This is a genomic window from Chelatococcus daeguensis (genome assembly GCF_001887265.1).
In the GTDB taxonomy this organism is placed as follows: domain Bacteria; phylum Pseudomonadota; class Alphaproteobacteria; order Rhizobiales; family Beijerinckiaceae; genus Chelatococcus_A; species Chelatococcus_A sambhunathii.
In genome coordinates this window covers 2318424-2340166 of sequence record NZ_CP018095.1, presented here as the reverse complement: position 1 = coordinate 2340166, position 21743 = coordinate 2318424, and the positions used below count along the sequence as shown (strand labels likewise).

General features: G+C 67.9%; 19 protein-coding genes. 14 read left to right on the top strand and 5 right to left on the bottom strand.

What is annotated here, in order from left to right; translation table 11 throughout:
* Positions 1 to 83: 83 nt before the first annotated feature.
* Positions 84 to 1853, top strand: coding sequence for an ethylbenzene dehydrogenase-related protein (locus tag BOQ54_RS11055; RefSeq protein WP_055458031.1), 1770 nt, complete (start codon positions 84 to 86; stop codon positions 1851 to 1853).
* A gap of 71 nt (positions 1854 to 1924) precedes the next feature.
* Positions 1925 to 3073, top strand: a complete 1149-nt coding sequence (locus tag BOQ54_RS11050) for a 2Fe-2S iron-sulfur cluster-binding protein (RefSeq protein WP_055458032.1) — start codon at positions 1925 to 1927, stop codon at positions 3071 to 3073.
* Between the two features lie 114 nt (positions 3074 to 3187).
* On the opposite strand, the gene BOQ54_RS11045 is transcribed toward BOQ54_RS11050, so the two are convergent.
* The 3 genes from BOQ54_RS11045 to BOQ54_RS11035 all read right to left on the bottom strand — a co-directional run bounded on the left by BOQ54_RS11045 (position 3188) and on the right by BOQ54_RS11035 (position 6882).
* Entirely contained in the window at positions 3188 to 5227 is a 2040-nt protein-coding gene (locus BOQ54_RS11045) for a methyl-accepting chemotaxis protein (RefSeq protein ID WP_055458033.1), read from the bottom strand.
* 9 nt (positions 5228 to 5236) lie between these two features.
* Positions 5237 to 6031 (bottom strand): PstS family phosphate ABC transporter substrate-binding protein, encoded by a 795-nt coding sequence (locus BOQ54_RS11040; RefSeq protein WP_055458034.1) that lies wholly within the window; start codon positions 6029 to 6031, stop codon positions 5237 to 5239.
* A 194-nt stretch (positions 6032 to 6225) separates the two neighbouring features.
* The gene (locus BOQ54_RS11035) at positions 6226 to 6882 is read right to left on the bottom strand and encodes a GntR family transcriptional regulator (RefSeq protein WP_071923919.1); all 657 of its coding nucleotides are present in this window, start codon (positions 6880 to 6882) and stop codon (positions 6226 to 6228) included.
* Positions 6883 to 7021: 139 nt separating this feature from the next.
* Between BOQ54_RS11035 and dctP the strand changes: the two genes are divergently transcribed.
* The 6 genes from dctP (at position 7022) to BOQ54_RS11005 (ending at position 14975) form a co-directional block, all read left to right on the top strand.
* Positions 7022 to 8020, top strand: coding sequence for a TRAP transporter substrate-binding protein DctP (gene dctP, locus BOQ54_RS11030; protein WP_055458036.1), 999 nt, complete (start codon positions 7022 to 7024; stop codon positions 8018 to 8020).
* Positions 8021 to 8128: 108 nt separating this feature from the next.
* The gene (locus BOQ54_RS11025) at positions 8129 to 8656 is read left to right on the top strand and encodes a TRAP transporter small permease subunit (protein WP_055458037.1); all 528 of its coding nucleotides are present in this window, start codon (positions 8129 to 8131) and stop codon (positions 8654 to 8656) included.
* Positions 8653 to 9972, top strand: a complete 1320-nt coding sequence (locus tag BOQ54_RS11020) for a TRAP transporter large permease (protein WP_055458038.1) — start codon at positions 8653 to 8655, stop codon at positions 9970 to 9972. Before BOQ54_RS11025 ends, BOQ54_RS11020 begins: the two co-directional genes overlap by 4 nt.
* A 19-nt stretch (positions 9973 to 9991) precedes the next feature.
* A complete protein-coding gene (locus BOQ54_RS11015; RefSeq protein ID WP_063185207.1) occupies positions 9992 to 11350 on the top strand; it encodes a malonyl-CoA decarboxylase in 1359 nt (452 codons plus the stop codon).
* 28 nt (positions 11351 to 11378) lie between these two features.
* Positions 11379 to 12893, top strand: coding sequence for a malonate--CoA ligase (locus BOQ54_RS11010; protein WP_055458040.1), 1515 nt, complete (start codon positions 11379 to 11381; stop codon positions 12891 to 12893).
* Positions 12894 to 13007: 114 nt separating this feature from the next.
* The gene (locus BOQ54_RS11005) at positions 13008 to 14975 is read left to right on the top strand and encodes an alpha/beta hydrolase domain-containing protein (RefSeq protein WP_071924480.1); all 1968 of its coding nucleotides are present in this window, start codon (positions 13008 to 13010) and stop codon (positions 14973 to 14975) included.
* Positions 14976 to 14984: 9 nt separating this feature from the next.
* Here BOQ54_RS11005 and BOQ54_RS11000 read toward each other — a convergent pair whose 3' ends face one another.
* Positions 14985 to 15605 (bottom strand): DapH/DapD/GlmU-related protein, encoded by a 621-nt coding sequence (locus BOQ54_RS11000; protein ID WP_186437979.1) that lies wholly within the window; start codon positions 15603 to 15605, stop codon positions 14985 to 14987.
* A gap of 167 nt (positions 15606 to 15772) precedes the next feature.
* Between BOQ54_RS11000 and phnC the strand changes: the two genes are divergently transcribed.
* The 4 genes from phnC (at position 15773) to phnE (BOQ54_RS10980) (ending at position 19518) form a co-directional block, all read left to right on the top strand.
* Complete coding sequence (gene phnC, locus BOQ54_RS10995) at positions 15773 to 16588, top strand: phosphonate ABC transporter ATP-binding protein (protein ID WP_071923917.1); 816 nt, start codon at positions 15773 to 15775, stop codon at positions 16586 to 16588.
* A 62-nt stretch (positions 16589 to 16650) separates the two neighbouring features.
* Entirely contained in the window at positions 16651 to 17577 is a 927-nt protein-coding gene (gene phnD, locus BOQ54_RS10990; RefSeq protein WP_071923916.1) for a phosphonate ABC transporter substrate-binding protein, read from the top strand.
* Between the two features lie 178 nt (positions 17578 to 17755).
* Positions 17756 to 18640: a phosphonate ABC transporter, permease protein PhnE gene (gene phnE / locus BOQ54_RS10985; protein WP_071923915.1), complete on the top strand. Its 885-nt coding sequence runs from the start codon at positions 17756 to 17758 to the stop codon at positions 18638 to 18640.
* Positions 18637 to 19518 carry a phosphonate ABC transporter, permease protein PhnE gene (gene phnE / locus BOQ54_RS10980; protein ID WP_071923914.1) on the top strand — a complete coding sequence of 294 codons (882 nt, stop codon included), beginning with the start codon at positions 18637 to 18639 and terminating at the stop codon, positions 19516 to 19518. The genes phnE (BOQ54_RS10985) and phnE (BOQ54_RS10980) overlap by 4 nt, the downstream gene beginning before the upstream one ends.
* 256 nt (positions 19519 to 19774) lie before the next feature.
* On the opposite strand, the gene phnF is transcribed toward phnE (BOQ54_RS10980), so the two are convergent.
* Positions 19775 to 20581 (bottom strand): phosphonate metabolism transcriptional regulator PhnF, encoded by an 807-nt coding sequence (phnF, locus tag BOQ54_RS10975; protein WP_348626510.1) that lies wholly within the window; start codon positions 20579 to 20581, stop codon positions 19775 to 19777.
* A gap of 68 nt (positions 20582 to 20649) precedes the next feature.
* Here phnF and phnG point away from each other — a divergent pair, with 68 nt between their 5' ends.
* Complete coding sequence (gene phnG / locus BOQ54_RS10970) at positions 20650 to 21144, top strand: phosphonate C-P lyase system protein PhnG (RefSeq protein ID WP_071924479.1); 495 nt, start codon at positions 20650 to 20652, stop codon at positions 21142 to 21144.
* Positions 21144 to 21743 carry a phosphonate C-P lyase system protein PhnH gene (gene phnH / locus BOQ54_RS10965; protein WP_071923912.1) on the top strand — a complete coding sequence of 200 codons (600 nt, stop codon included), beginning with the start codon at positions 21144 to 21146 and terminating at the stop codon, positions 21741 to 21743. Before phnG ends, phnH begins: the two co-directional genes overlap by 1 nt.

Genomic DNA, 21743 nt, shown 5'->3' with positions numbered 1-21743 from the left:
CGTTCTGATTTGATAAAAGATAGATTAAAATTTAAATCAAAACAGCATTCACGGATCCGACTTCCTCGATACGGGTGACAGGCATGGCCGATATCGGACATCTGCGAGAGGGGATCGACCGATCCCGACCGACCCGAAGGGCCGCGGCCGAAGCGGCAAGGCAGACCGCAACGCGCGACAGGGAGGGGCCACCGCGCACCGATATCGGCACCATCTTTCTGCACTGGCTCGTCGCTATCGCGATGGTCGTGAGCCTGCTGACGGGCCTGCGCATCTCGGCCGATGCGCCCGAGGCAGTGCTCTCCAAGGCGCTGGAACCCATCCTGCCTCAGGGGGAAATCTGGACGGTCCACTTCGTGGCCAGCCTCGTCCTCTTCTTCTCCGCGACGGCCTATGCGCTCTACATGCTGCGCAGCGGCCTGCGCCATCGGGTGGCACTGAAGAAGACGCGAGCGCTCGTCATGCCGGCAGCCAGCCGCCTGCGCTGGGGTGCCGTCAACGTCATCCTGCACTGGGTGGTCTACGGGCTCGTCGCCATCCTGACGGCGACGGGCATCGCGCTGTACATCGGCTACGGTGGCTGGATCGTCGCGGTCCATGCCGCGAGTGCCATTGCCGTGCTGGCCTACATCTTCATTCATGTCGTCGCGCATTTCCTCTATGGCGGATGGCCGCAGATCCTGCGGCTGTTCCGGCCGACGCGGCTCATGGCCAACAGCGGCATGAGGGCCCGGCCCCTGCTGACGGCGGTCCTCGTCGGCGTGCCGGTCGCGGGGGCCATTGCCGCCTTCGACTGGGGCACGCGCGATACGCTGACGGTCGGCGCAGTGGATGATCCGCCGACGCTCGACGGCGTACTCGACGATGCCGCCTGGCGGAGGGCAGGCCCGGTGCGCATCCGCACCCAGCAGGGCGCCAATCTCGGCGGCAGCGGCGAATCGCTCGTCGAGGTACGGGCGGTCCGGGATGCCAACAACATCTACTTCGCCTTCCGCTGGCAGGATCCGACGCGCTCGCTGCGCCGCCTGCCGCTCATCAAGCGGGAGGACGGCTGGCACCTCATCCACGATCACGCCGACATCGCCGATGTGATGAATTTCTATGAGGACAAGCTGTCCGTCATCTTCTCGCGCTCGCAGGCCTTCGGCGGCGGCGCCTCCACCCATCTCGGCCCGCAGCCGCTTTCAGACAAGCCGGGCGCGCTCAACAACCGCGGCCTGCATTACACGACCGACGGCAGCTATATCGACATGTGGCAGTGGAAGGCTTCGCGCGGCGGGCTGCTCGGCCGGGTCGACGACCAGTTCATCGGCCCGCCGATCGAGCCGAAGGAGGCGGACTGGAACAAGACGGCCCGCTATCAGGGCGGCTACACCGGCGATCCGGGCAAGGCCTTCTATGTCTACAACTATGTCTCCGAACCGCCGGGCGGCTATCGCGGCCCCGTCCAGCTGAAGCGCCTGCCGGCCGATTACCGGCAGACCGCCGCCAAGCTCAAGACCTTTGACCTCGACCCGGACAGCAGCGACAGCGAGGGTGCTCAGTGGTGGATGATGGAGGCGGAGACCGTCCCCTATTCGCCGGAGCTCGACGCCGCCATCCCTGTCGGCACGGTGATCCCCGGCGTGCTCATCATGGGCGAGTACAGCGGCGACCGCGCCGACATTGTCGGCGCTGCCCGCTGGTCGGACGGCTGGTGGACGCTGGAAACCAGGCGCGCGCTGACGACAGGCAGCAAATACGACGTCGATTTCGTGCCGGGCGAGCCGTTCTACATGTGGGTCGCCGTTTTCGACCACACCCAGACCCGGCACACGCGCCACGTGCGCCCCGTCAAGCTGGTCATCGAGTGATGCGCCTGCTGCGCGGCGCGGACCCGTGTTGTGCCGCGCCTGCGAGGCGGATGCCGCGCCAGAGGTGAGACATGGCAAGCAAGTGCAATCTGACGGTCAATGGACGCACGGTTCGGGCCAGCGTCGGCGAGACGCTGGTCGATGCGGCCATGGGGGGCTGGATCGCCGTGCCGCACGACTGCTGCTCGGGGCAATGCGAGACTTGCCGCGTGCGCGTCGTCTCCGGGTCGGTCGACGACCAGGGCACCGGGGAGGGCGACACGGTGCTCGCCTGCCAGGCGACGCTCGAAGGCGATGCGGTCATTACCTATGACGAGGTGCCGGAGGCGACCAAGCGCGCGGGCCAGGTGGCAGCGATGCGCGCCCTCTCGCGCGACGTGGTGGAAGTGATCGTCGAGCTGCGCAGCCCGCTCGACTATCTGCCGGGGCAATATGTAAGCGTGACCTTCGCCGGCTTTCCGCCGCGTGACTACAGCCCGACCCTGCGCTGGGACGGCACGCGCGCGGCGCACGAACTCGTCTTCCACATCCGCATGCTGCCGGACGGCATCGTCTCGTCCGAGCTCGGCCGCAGCATCACGCCCGGGCACCGGGTGGATGTGCGAGGGCCATTCGGCCATGCCTTCTTCCGCCGCGGCGACGGGCTCATGGTGCTGGTCGCCGGCGGAACCGGCTGGGCGCCCATCTGGGCCGTGGCGCACGAGGCGGTGCGGGCCCGGCCGCGCCGCGACATCATCGTCATCGTCGGCGCGCGCGACCATGACGGGCTCTACATGCGCCAGTCGCTCGACTGGCTGCGCGACCATGGCGCGCGCGAGGTCATCGCGACATCGCGGCAGGGCGGGGGTGGGCTCGTCCGCTCGGGACGGCCGACGAATTATCTGCCGCTGCTGGGGCCGTCAGACATGGTCTATGTGGCGGGAGCGCCGGGGCTGGTCGATGCCGTCAAGCTGAAGGCGCTGTCGGCCGGTGCCTTCTGCTTCGCCGACCCCTTCCTGCCCAGCCAGCAGCGCATGTCCTTCATGGACAGGATGGCGCGGCTCCTGCGCACGCCCGGCCGCACACCTGTGCCGCAGGATGCCGGCCTGTTCGCTCCGCAGATGGCGGGAGCGGACGACGCCGGCCGCGTGCCGGCCGCACGGCCGGCCAGCCGGCCCGCGGCACGGCGGCCGCTGCAGGAGACGCTGTTCGCCGCTCGGCGGCTGATGCGTCGGGAGTAGGCCAATCGCACACCATGGCTCGTTCCGACGGAAATGAATCAGAACGAGCGCCTATTTTATTATAATGGCAGCCCTTTTCCCGTCCGGCCGGTAGCGCGTTGAGCGGACGACGCACTAGGCTGACACTTCCGTCAGGAAAGTGCGGACGGTCTGGTCGAGGCGGCGGGCCTCTTCGACCATGACAGTCGCCGTGTTAACGACATGAACCGACGTGCTGCGGGCGTCGCCGATCGTCGCCTTGAGGCGGTCGACGCTGTGCGACAGGTCGACGGTGCCGTTGGAGGCGGCATGGACGCTGCCCGCGATCTCCTGCGTCGCCACGGTCTGGCGCTCGATGGAGATCTCGATCGCCTTCGTATGGGTCATGACGTTCTCGAGGGTGCGTGCGATCATCTCGATCGAGCTCACCGCCTCGCCGGTGGCCTCCTGGATGGCCGCGACCTTGCTCGCGATCTCGTCGGTGGCCTTCGCCGTCTGTCCAGCGAGCGCCTTCACCTCGTTGGCGACGATGGCGAAGCCCTTGCCGGCGTCGCCGGCACGGGCGGCCTCGATGGTGGCATTGAGAGCGAGGAGATTGGTCTGGGCCGCGATCTCGTCGATGAGACGCACGACGGCGCCGATCTTGCTCGCCGCCTCCGCCAGGCCGTCGACCTTGGCCGTGGCCGTGCGGGCGACGGCATTGCCGTCGTCGACCACGGTGGCCGTCTCCTGCACCTTGCCGGCGATCTCGGCGATGGAGCTGCTGAGCTGCTCGGTCGCATGTTTCACGAGCGTAACGCTCGAGACCGTGCTTTCCGAGGCGGCGACGGCTTCGACAGCCTCCCTCTCGGCCGCGGCCGAAACGTCGGCAAGCTGGTGTGCCATGGCATCCATCGTATCGATACCGCTACCGACGCGGGCGAGGACCGAACGCATCGTCTCGTCGAAGCGGTGGATGGCCTGTTCCAGAGCTTCCCGCCGCTGCTTGACGGTCTCGGCGAAGGCGACATGCGTGCGCAGCTGGTCGCGCTCCTGCAGCGAGCGCTGGAGCAGCACGACGGCGCGCGCGATATCGCCCACCTCGTCCTTGCGATTGGCGCCCGAGACGTGGGTGCGCCAGTCGCCCTGCGCGACGGCACCGACGGCCTCGGTGATGCGCTCCAACGGCCGGGTAACGTGGCGAGCCGTGGCGAGCGCGATGGCGGCGAAGACGATGAGCGCCAAGCTGGCGCCGCCGACGAGCCAGGCGACGAGCGCGCGCGTCTCGGCGGCTCCGATGCGCACTGTCTCGTCCCTGAGCTGGTAGGCTTCGGTACGGGGCGCGAGGGCGCACACGCTGAGATTCGCGGGAAAGTCGATGCAGCGCGAGAAGAACTGCTGATCGGGCGTCGCGAGCAGGTTTGTATCCTCATGCGCCGAGAAGTTGCCCGTCAGCGGGGGCAGGCCCGAACGGGAGACGACGCGATCTCCGGAAAGCACGGCAACGCCAGTGTTGGTCAGGCGCGAAAACTCGTTGAGAATGGGCTCGCTGGCGCGCAACGCCCGGTGCGCGATGAGCGCGGCCACCACATCGCCGAAATCGTCGAAGATGGGCGTGACGACGATGGCGGCGGCAGGGGCCGGGGCAACGGCACCAACGGCCGTCGCCAGCGCCTCGTCGAGTGGCCTGACCGTCTCGAGGATGCGCGGCCGGCGGCGGTCGTTCTCGGTCATGAGGGGCCGGATCTGCTCTGCGAGCGGGCTTTTCTGCAGTGCGTCGTTCGCGCCGAGAATGTCGAGCCACTGGTCGTGCGCGCCGATCACCCGCATCTTGTTATCGACAACCAGAATGCCGTCGATCTTGGCGACTTCGGCGGCGCGCGAGAGGAGTTCGCTCATCGCCACCACATTGCCCGAGGCGATCGCGCGCGAGACGTCCGCCCTCAGCGCGATGGCGTTGATGCGGTAGGTGACCTCGTCGAAGATGTTCCTGAGGCGCGCTGCCGCGAGCCTCGCGTCGGCCTCCAGTCGTTCGGACAGTTTCGTCTCGGCCAGCGCTTCGAGCTGCATTGCCTGTCGGTTCAGCCCGCGGTCGAGGCGCATGACCGTCAGCGCGACGAGCGCGGCGAAGGCCGCGAGCGCAGTGGCGACGATCGCGATCGTAAAGCGCGTGCCGAGCGAGGAAAGGCTTTTCAAGGCAGGGCCTCACTTCACGGGAACGCCGCCGGCCTGACGCATGGCATCCTGCGCCTCCGGCGAGGACAGGAAGGAAATGAAGTTCAGGGCCTCCGGCGTCACGGTTTTGGGATCGTGAATGATCGCCACGGTCACGGCGCTCGGATAGCCGTCGTCGGTCGGGAACAGCCCGTCGACGCGCAACACCGCCAGCTCATCGGGCAGATTGTTGCTGAACGGGCCGAAGCCGATGGCGCCTTCGACCTCTCGGACCGTGTCGATGCCCTCCTGGGTGGTGAAGGCGGTCTTCGACTTGTCCGTGAAGACGAGCTTGTCCCAACCGGGCATGGAGGCGCGCAGTACCTGAAGAGTGCTGTCGGCGTCCTCGCGGCGTACGACGCGCACGCGCAGGTCCCTGCCGCCCACCTCGCGCCAGTTCTCGACCGCGCCGGAAAAGATCGCCCGGATCTGCGCGCCGGTGAGGGCTGACACACCGGCGCTGCGATTGACATAGAAAGCGGACGGCAGCCTGAGAAACGGCGTCGCCACCAGGCCCTGAGAGCGCTCGGCATCCGTGAGCGGCCGCGCGATGCGCCCGAGAATTTCCTTGCCCGATCCGACGGCCGCGATGCCGCCGCCCGAGCCGATGCTTGGCGGCACGACGATCGTCGTCTGGGGGTTGCGCTGCGTATAGAGCTTGCCGACGGCGCTCAGGATATCGATCCCGTCGCCGGTGCCCACGATACGCAGTTCTGCCGCGGTGGCGGCTGCCGGGGCGCCGAGGCCAACGATTGCGGCGCAGATCAGGCCGACGAGCTTGCGCATGTTTCCTCGTGTCTCGTTATTGCCCGAAGGCTTGCATGATAGGAGACAGAGGGTAATGAAAGGTGAACTTACCGAAAGTTGTAGCGTTCAGTGCAATGCATCCACGCTCGGGCAATTTGTTGGTTAACTGTCGGCTACTTTCACAAGTCAGATCAGTATTTACAATGTATGAGCGTTAAATCGGCGCCACGCGCTCAGGCCGTGTGCTCGGCGAGATTGGCGACAAGGTCGCCGAAGCGCTCGCCCTGGATGATGATGTGCGCCTTCAGGAGGGTCGAGGCGACTTCCGCATCGCCCTGCTCGATGGCGGCCAGGATGCCGTCGTGCTCGGCGAGAGAGGTGCGGATGCGACCGCGGACGCGGAGCTGGAGGCGCCGATAGGGCTTCAGCCGCCGGTGCATCAGCGTCGCCTGCTCGGCGAGGAAGCCGTTGCGGGAGGCCTGGTAGATGGCGTGGTGAAAGCGCTCGTTGGCGTAGTAGTAGCCATCCGCGTCGTCGGCCTCCGCGGCAGCGCGGCAATCCCGCTGCGCCGCCACCAACGCCGTGATGTCGCTGCCGTCGGCCCGGCGGGCGGCGAGGCGGCCGCACATACCCTCGAGCTCGGCCATGACCTCGAACATCTCCATGAGGCGCGAGGGGCCCACCTGTGCGACGACAGCTCCGCGATGCGGGCGGATTTCGACGAGGCCGGTGGTGGCTAGCTGCAGCAGGGCCTCACGGATCGGCGTGCGCGAGACGCCGAAGCGCTGCGCGAGCGTCGCCTCGTCCAGCCGCTCGCCTGCCTTGAGAAGGCCCATCGCGATGTCGTTCTCAAGGGTGTCCCTGAGGACGAAGCCGCGTTTGCCGCTCATGTGACAGCACCATCGCATACGAGACGATCTATATTGTATACAAAATCGTTGACAGCGGATGCAAGTTTGATTTCGATGGCCGTCGAGGCCCGCAAGAGGCCCCGGCTCCCGGGGAGCCAGACCATTTGGAGGAAACGACATGCGCAAGACGTTGTTGGCGACGGCCAGTGCCGTGGCCGTTCTGATCGGCGGCCTGATGCCCGCCGCCGCGGAGATTGTGCTTAAAGCCTCGCACCAGTTCCCGGGCGGCAAGGGAGACCCGCGCGACGAGATGGTGCAGATCATCGCCCGCGAGGTGGAGAAGGCCAATGTCGGCCTCAAGATCCAGGTCTTCCCCGGCGCCTCGCTCTTCAAGCCGAACGAGCAGTGGGGCGCCCTGACCAAGGGGCAGCTCGACATGTCGGCCTTCCCGCTGGACTATGCCTCGGGCCGCCATCCGCAGTTCTCGGCCACCCTGATGCCCGGCCTCGTGCGCAATTACGAGCGCGCCGAGCGGCTCAACAATTCGCCCTTCATGGCGGATATCAAGAAGATCATCGAGGATGCTGGCGCCGTCGTCATCGCCGATGCCTGGCTGTCGGGCGGCTTCGCCTCCAAGAAGAACTGCATCACCGGCCCCGATTCCATCAAGGGACAGGTGACGCGCGCCGCCGGCCCCGCTTTCGAGCAGATGCTGGCCTTGGCCGGCGCCTCGATCTCGTCGATGCCCTCGTCGGAAATCTACACCGGCATGCAAACCGGCGTGCTCGATGCCACCAACACCTCCTCGTCGAGCTTCATCTCCTATCGTCTCTACGAGCAGGTGAAGTGCCTCACGGCGCCGGGCGAGAACGCGCTGTGGTTCATGTATGAGCCGGTGCTGATGTCGAAGCGCGTCTTCGACAAGCTCACGCCCGAGCAGCAGAAGGCGATCCTCGATGCCGGCAAGACGTCGGAAGCCTATTTCAACGAGGAAGCGAAGAAGGGCGACCAACTGCTGATCGACACCTTCAAGAAGGCAGGGGTGGAAGTCGTCGAGATGTCCCAGGCGGACTACGAGGCGTGGCTGAAGGTGGCGCAGGAATCTTCCTACAAGAACTTCGCCGAGAAGGTGAAGGGCGGCCAGGAGCTGATCGAAAAGGCGCTGGCCGTCGAGTGAGGCGAGGCCGGACGGCCGCAGGGGTGCCGGATGGACCTTCTCCCCGCGGGCGGGCAGAGGGTGTACCCGGCGCTCCTCTGCCATGCCCGCGGGGAACGGAACACGCAAATGGTTCGAGCCTTCGTTGCCGGTGTCGACAACGTATCGCGCCTGTTCGGCATCGTCGCCGGCGTCCTCATCGCCGCCGCCATGGTCGTCATCTGCCAGATGATCTTCATGCGCTACGTCTTTCGCGCGCCGACCATCTGGCAGACCGATTTCGTCGTCTTCAGCGCCACGGCGGCCATCTTCCTCGGCGCGCCCTACGTTCTCCTGCGCAAGGGGCACGTCGGGGTCGACGTCATCGAGACCCTGGCCAGCGCGCCGGTGCGGCGGGCGCTCGCCATCCTCGGCGCCTTCCTCGGCCTTGCCTTCTGCATCGCGATGTTCGTCGCTTCCGTCCTCTATTTCCACGAGGCGTGGGAAGGCGGCTGGACCACGTCGACCGTCTGGGCGCCGCCGCTGTGGATCCCGCTCATCCCGCTGCCTGTCGGCTTCGGGCTGCTCAGCCTGCAATACGTTGCGGAGATCCTGAAACTCTTCACCTCGACGCCGGCGGCGCAACGCCTGCCGCACGCCGCAGGAGCCGATGCATGACACTCTCCATCGCTGCCTATGTCATCGTCGGCTCGCTCTTCGCCTTCCTGGCGACGGGCATGCCGATCGCCTTCGCGCTCGGCCTCGCCGCCATCGCGGGGCTCCTGGTGGAGGAAGGCTTCGGCATCTTCGACGTCCTCGGCGAGACCATGTATGCTGGCATCGCCAATCTCGCCTATGTGTCGATCCCGATGTTCGTGCTCATGGGCGCCGCCGTCGCGGCTTCGCCCGCGGGCAAGGACCTCTACGAGGCGCTCGACCGCTGGCTCAACCGCGTGCCGGGCGGGCTCGTGCTGTCGAACCTCGGCGCCTGCGCCATCTTCTCGGGCATGACCGGCTCGAGCCCGGCCACCTGCGCCGCCATCGGCAAGATGGGCATTCCCGAGATGATGAAGCGGGGTTATCCCGCCTCCGTCGCCACCGGCTCCATCTGCGCCGGCGGCACGCTCGGCATCCTCATCCCGCCGTCGGTCACGATGATCGTCTACGGCATCGCCACCGAGACATCGATCGGCCGGCTGTTCCTCGCCGGCGTCATGCCCGGGCTGATGCTGACGGCGATGTTCATGGCCTGGGCGCTGATCGATGCCAAGCGCAAGGGCTTCCGCTTCGGCGCTGCCGGACGCGGGCGCTTCACATTGGTGCAGAAGTTCGCCACGCTGCCACGCGTCCTGCCGTTTCTCGTCATCATCCTCGGCGTGCTCTTCGTGCTCTACGGCGGGGTCGCGACGCCCTCGGAGGCGGCGGGGGCGGGCGCCTTCCTGACGCTCGGCGTCGTCATCATCGTCTACCGGCTGTTCCGGGCCGGGCCCGTCGTCGAGATCTTCGGCACGGCGATGCGCGAGAGCATCATGATCATGATGATCATGGCGGCGGCGGAGCTCTTCGCCTTCGCGCTGTCCTCGCTCTTCATCACCCAGACCATCGCCGGCGCCATTGCCTCGCTTGAGATCAACCGCTGGCTGCTGATGGGCGTCATCAACGTCTTCCTGCTGGTCGCCGGCATGTTCCTGCCGCCCGTCGCGGTCATCGTCATGGCGGCGCCGCTGCTCTTCCCCATCGTGACGCAGGCGGGCTTCGACCCCTACTGGTTCGCGGTGGTGCTGACGATCAACATGGAAGTCGGGCTCATCACGCCGCCCATCGGCCTCAACCTGTTCGTCATCAACGCCATCGCGCCGCAGGTGCCGACGCGGGAGGTGCTGTGGGGCTCGCTGCCATATGTCTTCGTGATGTTCCTCGGTATCCTCCTTCTGTGCATCTTTCCGCAGATCGCCACGTGGCTGCCGGATGTCGTGATGGGGCCCGCAATCTGACAGGATCAAGGAGAGGCGGATGCCGAACTCGTTCTTCAACGAACTCCTGCAGCAGCTCAGCGAGCGAGGTCGTGCCATGCTCGGGCTCGCGCGCGATGCGGCGGCGCGCGGCGACGTCGTGGAACTGTCGGAGCACCTGCTCTCCGGTCGCGGCGAGGCCTCTGGCGTGGCGCTCGCCAAGGCCGTGCTCGACACCTACGCCAATGCCCCGCTCGCCACGCGCCTCGCCTTCCTCACGGCGCTCGCCGAGCGCTTCGGTGCCGATCCGCAGAAGGTCGAGGAGGCGATCACGGCCTATCGCGAGAAGCCGGATGCGGCGACTTTGCACCGCCTGCACACAGCTGCCGAGGCGCGCCGGCAGGAGCTGATGCGCCGCCTCAACCTGGCGCCGGGTGGCACCGCCGCGCTCGTCAGGATGCGCGAGGAACTGATCGAGCATCTGCCGAACCGGCCGGACCTCAGGGCGGTCGATGCCGATTTCGTTCATCTCTTCTCGTCCTGGTTCAACAGGGGATTCCTCGTGCTGCGCCCCATCGACTGGACGACGCCGGCCAACATCCTCGAGAAGATCATCCGCTATGAGGCGGTGCACGAGATCCACGACTGGGACGACCTGCGCCGGCGCCTCGAGCCGCCGGACAGGCGCTGCTTCGCCTTCTTCCATCCGCAACTCGTCGACGAACCGCTGATCTTCGTCGAGGTGGCGCTGACGGCGGAGATCCCCGGCGCCATTGCGCCGCTCCTCGCCAAGGACCGCAAGCCGATCGCGGCCGAGGCGGCGACCACGGCGGTCTTCTATTCCATCTCCAACACCCAGCGCGGGCTCGGCGGCGTCTCCTTCGGCAACTTCCTGATCAAGCAGGTGGTGGACGATCTCAAGCGCGACCTGCCCAACCTCAAGACCTTCGTCACACTGTCGCCGGTGCCGGGCTTTGCGAAATGGCTCGCGCGGGAGCGCGGCTCCGAGGCTTCACAGGCGCTCGATGCCGAGGCGAAGACGGTGCTCGCGGCGCTCGACGAGGAGGGCTGGCACGAGGATCCGGCGACGGCGGAGAAGGTGCGCAAGGTGCTGCTGCCCGCCGCCGCCTGGTATTTCCTCAAGGCCAAGACGCCGAACGGCCGGCCGGTCGATCCGGTGGCGCGCTTCCACCTCGGCAACGGGGCGCGGCTGGAGCGGCTCAACTTCCTCGGCGACACCAGCGCCAAAGGCCTCGGCCAGGCCCATGGCCTGATGGTCAACTATCTCTACGCGCTCGAGGACATCGAGAAGAACCACGAGGCCTTCGCGGGTTCGGGCGAGGTCATCGCCGCCGCGGCGGTGAGGAAGCAGCTGAAGGGCGAGCGGGCGTCACGCACGCTCGTGCCCGTCACCGACTGAACAAGAAGACAGAACGAAGACAAAGCCCATGCCATCCTATCTCTTCGCCCGACTCGCCGCCCGCATGCCGGCTGCCGAGAGGCCCTTCATCGAGACGCCGACCGGGCGGATCATCACCTACGGCGACCTTGTCGCGGGCACCGGCCGGATCGCCCATGCGCTCGTGGCGCGCGGCGTCGGGCCGGGGGACCGGGTGGCGGTGCAGGTGGAGAAGAGCCCCGAGGCGGTCATGCTCTATCTCGCCTGCCTGCGCGCGGGCGCCGTCTTCCTGCCGCTCAACACGGCCTATACGCTCGCCGAGCTCGACTATTTCCTGGGCGATGCCGAACCGGCCCTCGTCGTCTGCGATCCGAAGAGCCGCGACGGGCTCGTGCCCGTCGCCGAGCGCTACGGGGCGCGGGTCGACACGCTCGACGCGGCGGGCAAAGGCAGCCTGACGGAGCGCGCCGCCGGCGAGACGCCCGATTTCGCCGACGTGGAGCGGGGCGCGGACGATCTCGCCGCCATCCTCTACACCTCCGGCACCACCGGGCGCTCGAAGGGCGCCATGCTCAGCCACGACAATCTCCTGTCGAACGCGCTGACGCTCGTGGACTACTGGCGCTTCACCAGCGCCGACGTGCTGCTGCATGCCTTGCCCATCTTCCACACGCACGGGCTCTTCGTGGCGACGAACGTCGTTCTCGCCGCAGGCGCGTCGATGCTCTTCCTGCCGAAATTCGACGCCGACGAGGTGATGCGCCTCCTGCCGAAGGCGACCGCCATGATGGGCGTGCCGACCTTCTACGTGCGCCTCCTGCAGCACGAGGGCCTGACGCGCGAGGCCACCCGCCACATGCGGCTCTTCGTGTCCGGCTCGGCGCCGCTCCTTGCCGACACCCATCGCGAATGGCGCGAGCGCACGGGCCACGCCATCCTCGAGCGCTACGGCATGACCGAGACCAACATGAACACGTCCAATCCCTATGACGGGGACCGGGTCGCCGGCACGGTCGGCTTCCCGTTGCCGGGGGTCACGCTGCGCGTCGTCGATCCAGAAGGCGGGCAGGCGCTGCCGCAGGGCGAGATCGGCATGATCGAGGTCAAGGGGCCCAACGTCTTCAAGGGCTACTGGCGCAACCCGGAGAAGACGAAGGCCGAGTTCCGCGACGACGGCTTCTTCATCACCGGCGACCTCGGCAAGGTCGACGAGCGCGGCTATGTCCACATCGTCGGCCGCGGCAAGGACCTCATCATCACCGGCGGCTACAACGTCTACCCGAAGGAAGTGGAGAGCGAGATCGACGCCATGCCCGGCGTCGTCGAGAGCGCCGTCTTCGGCGTGCCGCACCCGGATTTCGGCGAGGGCGTGACGGCGGCCGTCGTTGCCGAAAAGGGGGCGAGCGTCGACGCCGCCGCCATCGTGAAGGCGCTCGAAGGGCGCCTCGCCAAGTTCAAGCAGCCCAAGCACGTCGTCGTCGTGCCGGAGCTGCCGCGCAACACCATGGGCAAGGTGCAGAAGAACGTGCTGCGGGACACCTACAAGGACCTCTACGCGCGGTGAGGCATCCCGCGCCTGACCGGCGGCCCGCGGCGGCACGAGGGCAATCCCCGACGGTGAGATGACGGCGCGTCCCGCGCCGCCGCGGCCGTTCGGGCGAAGCAGGGAGGAATGGCCGTGAAAGGACTGCTGCTCGCCGGGTTATCCTTCGTCGCACTCGCCGCCGGCGCCGAGGCGCGCGTCGTCGGCTTCGAGGTCACGCGCACCGAGGCGCCGGCCTTCGCCGGCCGCAGCTTCGCGGCGGGCCTCTACGAAAAGATCGTGGCGCGCGTCACCATGGCGGTGAAGCCGGAGGATGCGCGCAACGCCGGCATCGTGGACCTGGCGCTCGCGCCCCGGAACGCCGCCGGCGAAGTGGTCTTCTCGACAGACGTGCACATCCTGAAGCCGGCCGATCCCGCGCGCGGCAACGGCAAGCTCCTCTACGAAGTCACCAACCGCGGCCGCAAGCTCGGGCTCAGCCTACTGAACGATGCCCCGATGGTGAATGACCCGGCCTCGGCCGCCGATGCCGGCAACGGCTTCCTCATGGACCAGGGCTACACGCTCGTCTGGAGCGGATGGCAGGGCGACCTCGCGACCGCCGGCGGGCTTCTGGGCCTCGACGTGCCGACCGTGCCCGGCGTGACGGGGGAGAGCCGCGAGGAATTCGTCTTCGACGACACCAAGGGCACAGAGGGACCGGCGGTTGCCGTCGATCTCTCCTACCCGGCGGCCGATCCTGATCCCGCAAAGGCGCGGCTGACCGTGCGAGCCCGGGAGGGCGATGCGCGCGAGACGCCGGCCGGCCTCTCCTTCACCTATCTGAGCCCGACCCGCATCGAGATTACGAAGGCGCCAGGCTTCGATGCGGGCGCCATCTACGAGTTCATCTACACGGCGAAGAACCCGAAGGTCATGGGCCTCGGCTTTGCCGCCGTGCGCGACCTCGTCTCCTTCCTGCGCTACGAGGGCGCGGCGCCGGACGGGAGCGCCAATCCTCTCGCCACGGACGGCGCGCCGGCCTTGAAGGCCGCCTATGCCATCGGCATCTCCCAGAGCGGCCGCTTCCTGCGCGATCTCCTCTACCAGGGGTTCAACGACGACGAGAGCGGGCGGCCCGTGTTCGACGGCCTGATGCCGCATATCGCCGGCGCGCGCAGAACCTTCACCAATGCGCGCTTCGCCCAGCCGGGCCGCTATTCGCGCGATCACGAGGACCATCTTTATCCGGGCGACGCCTTCCCGTTCTCCTATGCGACGAGCCTCGATCCGATCGGCGGCACCACGGACGGCATCCTGAAGCGCTGCGAGGCCGCCGGCTCCTGCCCCAAGGTGATCCAGACCGACACCGACACGGAGGCGGTGCAGGCGCGCCTGTCGCTCGTCGTCACCGACACGGCCGGCAAGCCCCTGGCGCTGCCGGAGAACGTGCGCGCCTATTACTTCGCCGGGCTGCCGCACTTCACGCCCTTCGGCGCCAAGTCCGCGCCGGTGGCGGCCTGCCAGCTGCCCTCGAACCCGCTGCAAGCGGGCGCGCCCATGCGCGCGCTGCTCGTCGCGCTCGACGCCTGGGTAACCGAGGGCCGGGAGCCGCCGCCGAGCCGCTATCCGGGCCTGGAAGAAGGCACGCTCGTCGCGGCGCAGGAGGCCGGCTACGACGGTATACCAGGCCTGAAATTCGCGGGCGAGCACAACGAAAAGTCACTCGTCGACCACACGCGAATGCCGCCCGTCGCCGGACCGGCCTATCCCGTCTTCCTGCCGCGCGTCGACGCCGACGGGCATGCGGTCGCAGGCATCCGCCTGCCGGTGATCGAGGCGCCGACGGCGACCTATCTCGGCTGGAACCTGCGCAAGGCCGGCTTCGCCGAGGGCGCCATCTGCGGCCTGACCGGCTCCGAAATCCCGCTCGCCCGCACCAGGGCGGCGCGGCAGGAGGCCGGCGACAGACGCCTGTCGCTGGAGGAGCGCTACCCCGATCATGCCGCCTATGTGGCGGCGGTCTCCGCCGCGGCGCGCAAGCTCGCCGACGAGCGGCTGATGCTGCCGGCGGACGCGGATGCGATCGTCCGCGCGGCAGAAGCCTCCGACGTGGCCCGCTGAGGGGGCGGATCAGGCGCCGTATTTTTCGAGGAAGGCCTCGACCGACAGCGCGCGGAAGTCGGGCAGGGCGGCGTGCAGGCGCTCATGGCTCCAGTCCCACCAGGCGAGCGCCATGAGCCGCTCGGCGACGGCGGCCGGGAAACGGGGCCTGATGGGCCTTGCCGGCACGCCCGCGACGATGGCGTAGGGCGCGACGTCCTTCGTGACGACGGCGCCGGAGCCGACGACGGCGCCGGTGCCGATCGTCACCCCCGGCATCACCGTGACGCCGTGGCCGATCCACACGTCATGGCCGAGGGTGACGGGCTGGGCCCGGCGCCAGTCGAAGAACCCGCTCTCGTCCTCCTCTCCCTCGAAATAGGCCGAGGCGCGGTAGGTGAAGTGGGACTGACTCGCCCGCCACATGGGGTGGTTGCCCGGGTTGAGCCGCACCTGGGCGGCGATGGAGCAGAACTTGCCGATCGTGGTGTAGATGACGTCGCCGTCGTTCACGATGTAGCTGTAGTCGCCCATCGTCGTCTCGACGAGGCTCGTGCGCGCGCCGACTTCCGTGTAGCGGCCGAGCGTCGAGCGCAGCACGCTGGCGGTCGGGTGGATCGTCGGCGTTTCGCCGAGGCGCTTGCCCATCATTCGTCTCCCGGGAGGTGGCGCGCAGGTTTCGTGTGCCGATGTGACGTTGTTGTGACGGTATCAACAGTATTGAAAAGTTGTTAGATGGCAAATTGATCAATTTATTGATTGTCATGATAGTGTCGTCTGCTCGATCTAGATAACGCAGCAATCGTGGAGGTTGCTGCATGCTGGTTCTCGAAGGTGTCAGCCGACGTTTCGGTGCGAAGACGGCTGTCGACAGTGTCGAGCTGACCGTGGTTCCCGGCTCGTTCGTGGGCGTCATCGGCCGCTCCGGCGCCGGCAAGTCGACGCTGCTGCGCATGATCAACCGGCTCGTCGACCCGAGCGACGGGCGCATCCGCTGCGGCGATGTGGACGTGACGGGCCTCAGGGGGCGCGAGCTGCGCGACTGGCGGGCGCGCTGCGCCATGATCTTCCAGCAGTTCAACCTCGTCGGCAGGCTCGACGTGCTCACCAACGTGCTCATGGGCCGGCTCAATGCCGCGCCCTCGGCGAAATCCCTCGTGCGCCTGTGGGCGCCGGAGGACAAGGCGATCGCGCTCGCGGCGCTCGAGCAGTTCGACATCGCCGGGCTCGCGGCGCAGCGCGCGGATTCTCTGTCCGGCGGCCAGCAGCAGCGGGTGGCCATTGCCCGCGCGCTCGCGCAGTCGCCCGAGATCATCCTGGCCGACGAGCCGATCGCCTCGCTCGATCCGCGCAACACGCGCATCGTCATGGACGCGCTGCAGCGCATCAACCGCACCTACGGCATCACCGTCATCTGCAATCTGCATTCGCTCGAACTGGCGCGCGGCTACTGCGATCGTCTGGTCGGCATGGCCGCGGGCCGCGTCGTCTTCGACGGCCTGCCGGAAAGCCTGACCGACGACGTGGCGCGCGAGCTCTACGGGCTCGAGGCCGCCGACGTCATCGGCGAGGGCGCAACGTCCTCGGCCGCCGCCGGATGGGGCGCCCGTTCCCCTGTCGCGATCCCGGCCTGAGCGCCGCGATGGACGCCGGCGCAGCGATCCGCGCCGGACCTTACTCTTGAGGAGAGACCACGATGTTGAACCGCCGCGCCCTCATCGGTGCCGCCGCCGCGTCCTTCGCCTTCGCCGGCATGGCCCAGATTCCGGCCTTCGCTGGGGACTGGAAGGCGAAGTATCCCGAGCTCATCTTCTCTGTCGTGCCGGCCGAGAACGCCTCGGGCGTGAACGAGCGCTACGACGACTTCGTCGCCTATCTGTCGAAGGAACTCGGCGTGCCGGTGAAGCTGCGCATCGCCAACGACTATGCCGCGGTCATCGAGGGCCAGAAGGCTGGCAACATCCACATCGCCTATTACGGCCCGGCCTCGCTCTCCCGCGCCGTCAAGGTGACGAACGGCGGCGTCGAGCCCTTCGTGACGACGATCAACTCCGACGGCACGGTCGGCTATTATTCCGTCGCCTATGTGAAGGCGGACAGCCCCTACCAGTCGATCGACGACCTCAAGGGCAAGAACCTCGGCCTCGTCGATCCCAACTCGACTTCGGGCAACAACGTGCCGCGCTTTGCCCTCGACAAGCAGGGCATCGATCCCGAGCAGTTCTTCGGCAAGGTGGTCTATGCTGGCAGCCACGAGAATGCCGTTACCGCGCTTGAGCAGGGCACGGTCGACGTCGCCTTCAACTGGTGGAACTCCGAGAACGATTCCAACCTGACGCGCATGGCCAACAAGGGCATGGCCAAGAAGGAGAACTTCCGGATCATCTACAAGTCGGACCTCATCCAGGGCTCGCCCTACGCCTATCTGACCGACCTGCCGGCGGACCTCAAGCAGGCCATCGCCAAGGCCTTCCAGGAGGCGCCGCAGAAGAACAAGGCCGCCTTCGACAAGCTCTCCGACGGCAAGGACAAGGGTTTCGCGCCGATCACCACGGAGGACTACAAGGCGACCATCGAACTCATCGAGTTCGTCGACCGCCTGAAGCGCAAGAAGGCGTCCTGAGCGCATCCGTTCGGCAGGCCATCCCTGCCGCCCATCGCGCATTCCATCGTCATGGCCGGGCTTGTCCCGGCCATCCATGGCCTTCGACGGCGCTTGCGGTCAGGCGTGGAGGCCCGCAACAGGGACGGGCATGACGGTGTGCTGCCTCCGGCCCACCGGCTGACAAAGCAACCATCTCATGTCGCACGTCATCGCCCGTCTGCCTGAGCCGCGCCTGCGCGCGCTCGAAGATGCCTACGGCGCGGCCGTCGCCGCCAAGCGCCGGCAGGTTCTTCTCGGCGGCCTCATCCTTGCCGCGCTCGTCGGCCTGTCCGCCTGGGCGGGCGAGGTGGACCTTGCGAAGTTCTTCGCCAATCTCTGGCGCTTCCCGAGCTACATCGGCGACATCGTGCCGACGCTCCGGCTCGCCCATCTCGGCGAGGATCTCGCCGAGTGGTATTGGGGGCTCGGCTACTGGCTGCGGCTCATGGGCGAGACGCTGCTCATAGCCTATCTCGGCACCATGCTCGGGGGGCTCTGCGCCATCAGCCTCTGCTTCCTTGCCGCGGCCAATCTCTCGCGCTCGGCGCGGGTGCGCTGGCTGGTGCGGCGTGTGCTCGAATTCTGCCGCACGGTGCCGGAGATCGTCTTCGCGCTCATCTTCGTCGCGGCCTTCGGCCTAGGCCCGGTGCCGGGCGTGCTCGCCATCGCGATCCACACGACCGGGGCGCTCGGCAAGCTCTTTTCCGAAGTCGTCGAGAACATCGACATGAAGCCGGTCGAGGGCGTCTCGGCCACCGGCGCGACCTGGCTGGAGACGGTGCGCTTCGCCGTGCTGCCGCAGGTGCTGTCCAACTTCGCCAGCTATGGCCTCCTGCGCTTCGAGATCAACGTGCGCGGCGCGGCCGTGATGGGCTTCGTCGGCGCCGGCGGCATCGGCCAGGACCTCATCGAATCCATCCGCAAGTTCTACTATTCCGACGTCAGCGCCATCCTCCTCATCATCATCGCCACCGTCATGGTCATCGACCTTGCGACCGAGCGGCTGCGCCATGCGCTGATCGGCATGGAGCGCCGCTCATGAGCGCGACACGGACACAGCGTTTCGAGGCCGAGGCGCTCGCCGGCCTGAGGGGGCTCGCGGCGCGCCATCCTTCCATCTTCCGCGTGAACTGGCCGCGCCGGCTGCTGAGCGTCGCGATCGTCGCCGTGCTCGCGGGCCTGTTCGTCTCGGGCTTCTGGGCGCTCGGCTTCTCCTTCGCCCGCATCGCCGGCGGCCTTGACAAGCTCGTCGAGTTCGCCGGCTTCATGCTGCCGCCGTCGCCGGGCAGCTACGCGACTTTCCTCACCTATCTCATGGCGCTGGCGCAGACGCTGGCGATCGCCTTCCTCGGCACGCTGACGGCGGCGATCCTTGCCTTTCCCTTCGGCTTCCTCGCGGCCAAGAACGTCATCCCGAACGTATTCCTCCATTTTTCGCTGCGTCGCGGGCTCGATGTGGTGCGCGGCGTCGACGTGCTGATCTGGGCGCTCATCTGGATCAATGTCGTCGGGCTCGGGCCCTTCGCCGGCATCCTCGCCGTGGCGACGAGCAATTTCGGCGAGTTCGGCAAGCTCTTCTCCGAGGCCATCGAGGCGATGGACAAGAAGGCCGTGGAAGGCGTCGCCTCGACCGGCGGCGGCAAGCTGCACCAGGTACGCTTCGGCCTCCTGCCGCAGGTCTTCCCGGTCATCGTCAGCCAGGTGCTCTATTATTTCGAATCGAACACCCGCTCGGCCACCATCATCGGCGTGGTCGGCGCCGGCGGCGTCGGCCTGCATCTCTACGAGCAGATCCGCATGCTCGAATGGCAGCACGTCTCCTTCCTCGTTCTGATGATCCTTCTCACGGTGGCAGTGATCGACTTCGTCTCAGGCCGGCTGCGCTTCGCCATCATCGGCAATGCGAAGATCGCGGCCTGAACCGTTTATGTTCGCATCCGCCTATTCCCCCAGCCGGCATCCACTTCGCGGGCGGATGCACTTTGGTGCGCGCTGATCCTCCCCCGTATGGGGGAGGTGGCGCCGCGAAGCGGCGACGGAGGGGGTAGGGGTTGACAACAAGGGCGTCGATCCCGGTCTTGACTCCACCCGTCTCGCGCCTTCGGCGCGATCCACCCTCCCCTTGAGGGGAGGGATCAAGCCAAGAACCTTGCGGCCGGCTTGCATTCGTCCTGCTCTAGCCGTTTTCGACCACTAGCTCGACGCGGTCGGCGGCGAAGACGACGTGGGCCGCCTGCACGGGCGTGCCCGTGCCGTCGACGTTGAGCGCATCGACGACGAAGAGGATGCGCCCCGGCGAGAGGTCGAGCCGCGCCGCATCGTCGCCGGTGGCGAGGCGGGCGGTGATGCGCGTCTCGGCGCGCACGTAGTCCGTCACGCCACAGGCGGCGAGCGCCCGGGTGATCGATCCCGTCTCGAGCAGCACCGCGGCAGCGCCGGCGAAGCGCGGCAGCGGGAAGAACGACGTGCCGCTGGAGACGGGCGTGCCGTCGATGAAGCGGCGCACCTCCGTCCGCAGCACCGGCGCGCCCGGCATGAGGCGCAGGCGCCGGGCCGTCTCCTCGTCGGCCACCGTCTCGGCCGCCGACATCAGCTCGCCGCCCGCCTCGTGGCCTTCGCGCGAGACGATCTCGGTGAAGCGCGTGCGCCGGCCGATGGGGTAGGCGAGGGGCTTCGCCTCCACGAAGGTGCCGCGTCCCTGCGTGGCGCGCAGCAGGCCCTTGGCGGCGAGCGCGGCGATCGCCCGGCGCACGGTGTGGCGGTTGACGGCGAATCGCTCTGCAAGCCGCGCCTCCGTCGGCAGCTGGCTGCCAGGCGTCAGGCGCCCGTTCATCACATCCGCCTCGATGGCATCGGCGATCTGCCGCCAGGCGGTGACGCCAGCGGCGCGGGCGAGCGCGCCGTCGCTCGTCCCGGTCATCGGTTCGTCGCCGAAATCCGCTATGGCCTCGCCCGTCATGGAAGTGTCACTGGACTTTTTCATGTAATTGTCTATACCACTAGACAAATAATTGTTGAAGCGCTGCAACAGGGCAGCGAGGGCGGATGATCATGACCGCAGTCGATCCAGGTGGAATCCATCGAGGTGACGATGATCGGGAAATCGCGGCGCGGCAAGCCGTGATGGCCGTTTCGGCCGCGGCACGGCGCGAGGAGCTGGACAGCGTGCTCGCGGCGCTCGCGCCGCTGCCGGAAGCGAGCGACCTGCGCCGGCCGGAGACGGGGCTCGTCATGACGCGCGGGCGTGCCGGCGGTGACGGGGCGCCGTTCAACCTCGGCGAGGCGACGGTGACGCGCGCGGCGGTGCGCATCGCGGAGGGCGGACGCACCGTCAACGGCTTCGCCTATCACCTCGGCCGCGACGCGGCGCGGGCGCGCGCCGCCGCCATCATCGACGCGCTCTGGCAATTGCCGGGCCGGCGGCAGGCGGTGGAAGCGGCGCTCGCACCGGTGCACGAACGGCTCATGGCCGAGCGCGAGACGGCCGCGCGCCGCACGGCGGCGACGCGCGTCAACTTCTTCACCATGGTCCGCGGAGAGGATTGATGAGCATCGCCCTCGCAGCCGGCTTCACCGAGCCCGTCTTCGATGCGCAGCGCGTCTTCCGCGCTCTCATGGATGCCACCGCGCGGCCGGCGACCGTCCAGCCGCTCGTCACGGACCTTGCGCCGCCGGCGCCGCTGACGCCGGAACTCGCTTCGGTGGCTCTGGCGCTGGCCGACCATGAGGCGCCGCTGTGGCTCGATGCGGCGCTCGCCGCCGTGCCGGCGGTTGCCGCCTATCTGCGCTTCCACACCGGTGCCCGTATCGTCGAGGCGCCCGACGAGGCGGCCTTCGCCCTCGTCGCCGAGCCCGATGCGATGCCGCCGCTCGGCGCCTTCGCCGTGGGCACCGACGAATATCCCGACCGCTCCACCACCGTCGTCATGGCGGTGCGGAGACTCGCGGCGGGGCAGGGGCTCGCCTGCGAGGGGCCGGGCATTCTGGGCCGGGCCGACATCGCCATCGCGCCGCTGCCGGGCGACTTCCTCGTCCAGCGCGCGGCGAACCGGGCGCTCTTCCCGCGCGGTGTCGACTGCGTCTTCGTCGTGCCGGGCTCTGTCGCGGCGCTGCCCCGCACCACGCAGATCCTGCCGGAGGGCTGA

What these genes read in the sequence shown, in the direction of transcription:
- BOQ54_RS11010 (WP_055458040.1), top strand. Translation starts at nt 11,379, where the DNA reads ATGCCATCCTATCTCTTCGCCCGACTCGCCGCCCGCATGCCGGCTGCC.
- BOQ54_RS11015 (WP_063185207.1), top strand. Translation starts at nt 9,992, where the DNA reads ATGCCGAACTCGTTCTTCAACGAACTCCTGCAGCAGCTCAGCGAGCGA.
- phnG (WP_071924479.1), top strand. Translation starts at nt 20,650, where the DNA reads ATGACCGCAGTCGATCCAGGTGGAATCCATCGAGGTGACGATGATCGG.
- BOQ54_RS11040 (WP_055458034.1), bottom strand. Translation starts at nt 6,031, where the DNA reads ATGCGCAAGCTCGTCGGCCTGATCTGCGCCGCAATCGTTGGCCTCGGC.
- BOQ54_RS11055 (WP_055458031.1), top strand. Translation starts at nt 84, where the DNA reads ATGGCCGATATCGGACATCTGCGAGAGGGGATCGACCGATCCCGACCG.
- phnC (WP_071923917.1), top strand. Translation starts at nt 15,773, where the DNA reads ATGCTGGTTCTCGAAGGTGTCAGCCGACGTTTCGGTGCGAAGACGGCT.
- phnD (WP_071923916.1), top strand. Translation starts at nt 16,651, where the DNA reads ATGTTGAACCGCCGCGCCCTCATCGGTGCCGCCGCCGCGTCCTTCGCC.
- BOQ54_RS11035 (WP_071923919.1), bottom strand. Translation starts at nt 6,882, where the DNA reads ATGAGCGGCAAACGCGGCTTCGTCCTCAGGGACACCCTTGAGAACGAC.
- BOQ54_RS11000 (WP_186437979.1), bottom strand. Translation starts at nt 15,605, where the DNA reads ATGATGGGCAAGCGCCTCGGCGAAACGCCGACGATCCACCCGACCGCC.
- phnE (WP_071923914.1), top strand. Translation starts at nt 18,637, where the DNA reads ATGAGCGCGACACGGACACAGCGTTTCGAGGCCGAGGCGCTCGCCGGC.
- BOQ54_RS11020 (WP_055458038.1), top strand. Translation starts at nt 8,653, where the DNA reads ATGACACTCTCCATCGCTGCCTATGTCATCGTCGGCTCGCTCTTCGCC.
- phnE (WP_071923915.1), top strand. Translation starts at nt 17,756, where the DNA reads ATGTCGCACGTCATCGCCCGTCTGCCTGAGCCGCGCCTGCGCGCGCTC.
- dctP (WP_055458036.1), top strand. Translation starts at nt 7,022, where the DNA reads ATGCGCAAGACGTTGTTGGCGACGGCCAGTGCCGTGGCCGTTCTGATC.
- phnH (WP_071923912.1), top strand. Translation starts at nt 21,144, where the DNA reads ATGAGCATCGCCCTCGCAGCCGGCTTCACCGAGCCCGTCTTCGATGCG.
- phnF (WP_348626510.1), bottom strand. Translation starts at nt 20,581, where the DNA reads ATGAAAAAGTCCAGTGACACTTCCATGACGGGCGAGGCCATAGCGGAT.
- BOQ54_RS11025 (WP_055458037.1), top strand. Translation starts at nt 8,129, where the DNA reads ATGGTTCGAGCCTTCGTTGCCGGTGTCGACAACGTATCGCGCCTGTTC.
- BOQ54_RS11050 (WP_055458032.1), top strand. Translation starts at nt 1,925, where the DNA reads ATGGCAAGCAAGTGCAATCTGACGGTCAATGGACGCACGGTTCGGGCC.